At 66.3% G+C, this 3,367-nt stretch carries 4 protein-coding genes; all 4 read right to left on the bottom strand.

The window, feature by feature from the left end; all coding sequences use genetic code 11:
• The coding region (locus tag B2W70_RS13995) for a PmbA/TldA family metallopeptidase (protein WP_286746591.1) at positions 1-390 on the bottom strand (390 nt) is incomplete at its 3' end.
• 26 nt (positions 391-416) lie between these two features.
• Positions 417-1,346: a lipase secretion chaperone gene (locus B2W70_RS13990; protein WP_286746589.1), complete on the bottom strand. Its 930-nt coding sequence runs from the start codon at positions 1,344-1,346 to the stop codon at positions 417-419.
• Positions 1,347-1,508: 162 nt separating this feature from the next.
• A complete protein-coding gene (locus tag B2W70_RS13985; protein ID WP_286746587.1) occupies positions 1,509-2,456 on the bottom strand; it encodes an esterase/lipase family protein in 948 nt (315 codons plus the stop codon).
• 161 nt (positions 2,457-2,617) lie between these two features.
• A partial coding sequence (locus B2W70_RS13980) for an esterase/lipase family protein (RefSeq protein WP_286746585.1) occupies positions 2,618-3,367 on the bottom strand: 750 nt, incomplete at its 5' end.

The following is a 3,367-nucleotide window of genomic DNA, read 5'->3' as shown; positions in this document are numbered from 1 at the left end:
ATAGAGGCTGCGGCTGGGCGCGACCTGGTGGCCACCGACCTTGACGCGACGGCTCTGGCCAGCGGCGGCAATGGTGCGCACGGTGCGGGCGGCGTCGAGCAGCGCGGCTTCGGAGATGTCGTCGGAGTAGGCGAAGGCGGTTTTCTCGCCGGAGATGGCGCGCACGCCCACGCCCTGGTCGATGCCGAAGCTGCCGGACTTGACGATGCCCTCTTCGAGGCTCCAGCCTTCGCTGCGCGTGTACTGGAAGTACAGGTCGGCGTCGTCGACGCGGTGCTGCGTGATGACGCGCAAGGCGTTCAGCAGGGTCGATTCGTCCAGACCATACGGCGTGAGCAACAGGTCACGGGCGGTTTGCAGGCGGGCAAGGGTGGCTTCGACGGCGATCATGGACGCATTCTGGCACGCCAGTGGGCTCACAGGTTGAGCAGGGCCTTGACGCGCAGGTGCTCGTCGGGCTTGAAGTTGGCGTTGACGTAGGCCTGCATGTCCTGCTTGCGCTGCACCTCGGAGAGGTTCTGGGATGCCTTCAGGCGCGCCCACTCGGTGCGGGCGGCGGTCAGGCGGCGCTCCCAGTCGGCCCATTCTTCGTCGGCCTTGGCCAGGCGGTTGGCGGCGTCCTGGCCATAGCGAGCGACGCGCTCGGCGTGCACGGCGGCGGGGTCCTTGCCGGGGGCCATCTGGGGCACGGGCTCGCCCGGGTCGGGTGGCGGAGGCTGGCCAGATTCGACCTGAGCGACGTATTGCTTGAACTTGGCTTCTTCGTCGTCGAAGAAAGCGCGGGCCCAGTCTTCGCCGAGGACCTGGCGGCGCACCATGCGTTGCTCTTCGAAGGCAGGCATCCAGGTGTTGCGATCGGACTGCACGAAGACGTTGCGCCACTCGTGGGTGCGCAGGCGCCAGTACTTGTCCCAGATGGCCATGATGGCGTCGCCCTGCTCTTCGCCGTTGGCGCGGCGGGCTTCGTCGTTGACCAGGGTGCGGATGTCGTCGACGGTGACCTCGCCCATGCCGAGCAGGTAGTACTCGAAGCGGCGGCGCAGGCCGTTGCAGGGGCTGAGCTTGCCGCTGGCGGTGCACCAGTCGCCGTTGGGCTCGGTGCCCTGGAAGGAGCCCTGCTGGAAGAGCTTGGTGCGAACCTGCTCGGCCGTGAGAGCGGACTGGCCTTGAGGCAATCTGGCGTCGCCCTGCCCCACACCAGGACGGATCATGGCCCAGCCCCCGGCAGCGGATTCGGTCGACGCGCGGTCGGCCTCGCCAGATCGGTTCAAGCCCATCCAGGCGGCGGCAGCGCCCCCCACCACCAAGGCGGCCACACCGGCCATCTTCCAAGCTTGCATCTGCATCAAACACCTCTTGGCTCACCCGCAACGGGAGCGGGTGACAGCGGCCTGACGTTCAGGCCTGCATCTTCTGGAAATCGGCACGGGGCCGGTACAACAAAGGCGGCCGAGGCCCTCGTGAGGCCTGGGCCGCCCTGGCTCGCCGGTTGGCGAGCGTGGCTCACATCACAGGAAGGCCCACTTCAGGCGGTTGGCGTGCTGGACGTAGAAGGCCACCGGATCCGGTGAGTCCTTGCCAATGGTACCCAGGACCTGGTTGATTTCATCCAGGTGGTTCCAGGTGTAGTTGTCCTTGATGACCTTGCCCCAGTGGCTGGAGCAACGGCCCACCAGGCCGTCGTTGGGCTCGCCCTTGAAGTAGTCACCCGTGTAAGCCAGGATGGCGTCCGACACGTCCCAGGCATTGGTCTTCACCGAGGTACCCGAGAACGAGTAGAAGCGGATGCTGTTGCCAGCGATGGTGGCCTTGTCCGGACCGACGCCGCAGGTGGTGGTCGGGGCGCCAGCTGGGAACTTGGCGTTGAACTTGGCGGCACCGGCCGAGCTCAGGGCGTTGAGGGCGGTCAGCAGGTCGGTTTCGCTGGTGGTCTTGTTGCCGGTCAGCCAGGAGATCAGCTTCAGGCCTGCCGTGGCAGCCTGGTCGAAGCCGCCACCGGGGGTGGTGTTGGCCAGGATGTCGTCGGCGACTTTGGAGCCGAAATGCGTGCCTGCCATGGTGCTGACCGATGCAACCATGCCGGGCAAGGTGCCGGCGGCGTAGCGCACGGTCGGGCCGCCGTGGCTGTGGCCGATCAGGTTGAACTTCTTGACGCCGTCCTTGGCGGCCCATTGCTTCATCTGCTGGATGAGCTCTTCGCCACGGAATTCGGTGGTCTGCGAGGGGTTGACCGAGGCCACGTAGACGGTGGCGCCTTCGTCGCGCAGGGTGCCGGGGATGTTGTAGAAGTAATTGACGGCGCCGAGGATGTTGTCGAAGCCGATGAAGCCGTGGACCAGCACGATGGGGTACTTGGTCTTGGCTTGGGTGCCAGCGTGGGCAGCCGGGGCGGTCAGGGCGACGCCAGCCATGACGGCGGCTGCGCAGACGGCCTTGAGAGAAGTTTGGATTTTCATGTTGTCTCCAGGGGTGAGAAAAAAGGCGAGCAAGCCCGGACCGTGCCGGCCCGGAAAAGGGCTTGGCATCGCCAAGAGGAGGAGGGAGAAAGCGCCCCGGAGGAAGGCCCGGGACGCAGAGGTGAGGTCAGCCCGCGATCAGGTTCGGGGCTGGGGCCTCGTCACAGGCCAGCCAGCTTCAGGCGACTGGCTTGTTGCTGGTAGAACGCCACGGGGCTCGGGGCGTTCTTGCCGATGGTGCCCAGCACCTGGTTGACCTCGTCGAGGTGGTTCCAGGCGTAGTTGTCCTTGAGGACCTTGCCCCAGCGGCTGGAGCAGCGGCTGACGAGGCCATCGTTTTCTTCGGTGCCGAAGTAGGACGCGGTGCCTGCCAGGATCAGGTCGGAGATGTCCCAGCCATTGGTCTTGACGGCGGTGCCCGAGGCCGAGTACCAGCGGATGCTGTTGCCGGCGACGCTGGCCACTTCCGGGCCTTCACCGCAAGGGGTGGTGGGCGCGCCAGCCGGGAACTTGGCGTTGAACGCAGCCGAGCCTTCTGTCGACAGCGAGGAGAGAGCAGCCTGCAGGTTGGTGCTGTCGGTGGTCTTGTTGCCGGTCAGCCAGGAAATCAGCTTCAGGCCGCTGGTGGCCAGGCTGTCCAGGGTGCTGCCTTCGGAGAAGGTCGGGGCCAGGTCGTCGGCCACCTTGGAGCCGAAGTGGGTGCCCGCCATCGTGGTGATGGAAGCGACCATGCCAGGCACGGTGCCAGCGGCGTAGCGCACGGTCGGGCCGCCGTGGCTGTGGCCGATCAGGTTGAACTTCTTGACGCCGTCCTTGGCGGCCCATTGCTTCATCTGCTGGATGAGCTCTTCGCCACGGAATTCGGTGGTCTGCGAGGGGTTGACCGAGGCCACGTAGACGGTGGCGCCTTC

It is taken from the genome of Aquabacterium sp. UBA2148 (genome assembly GCF_002328915.1).
Taxonomy (GTDB): domain Bacteria; phylum Pseudomonadota; class Gammaproteobacteria; order Burkholderiales; family Burkholderiaceae_C; genus Aquabacterium; species Aquabacterium parvum.
The sequence above is the reverse complement of the archived record's forward strand: the minus strand, read 5'-3'. Positions and strand labels throughout refer to the sequence as shown.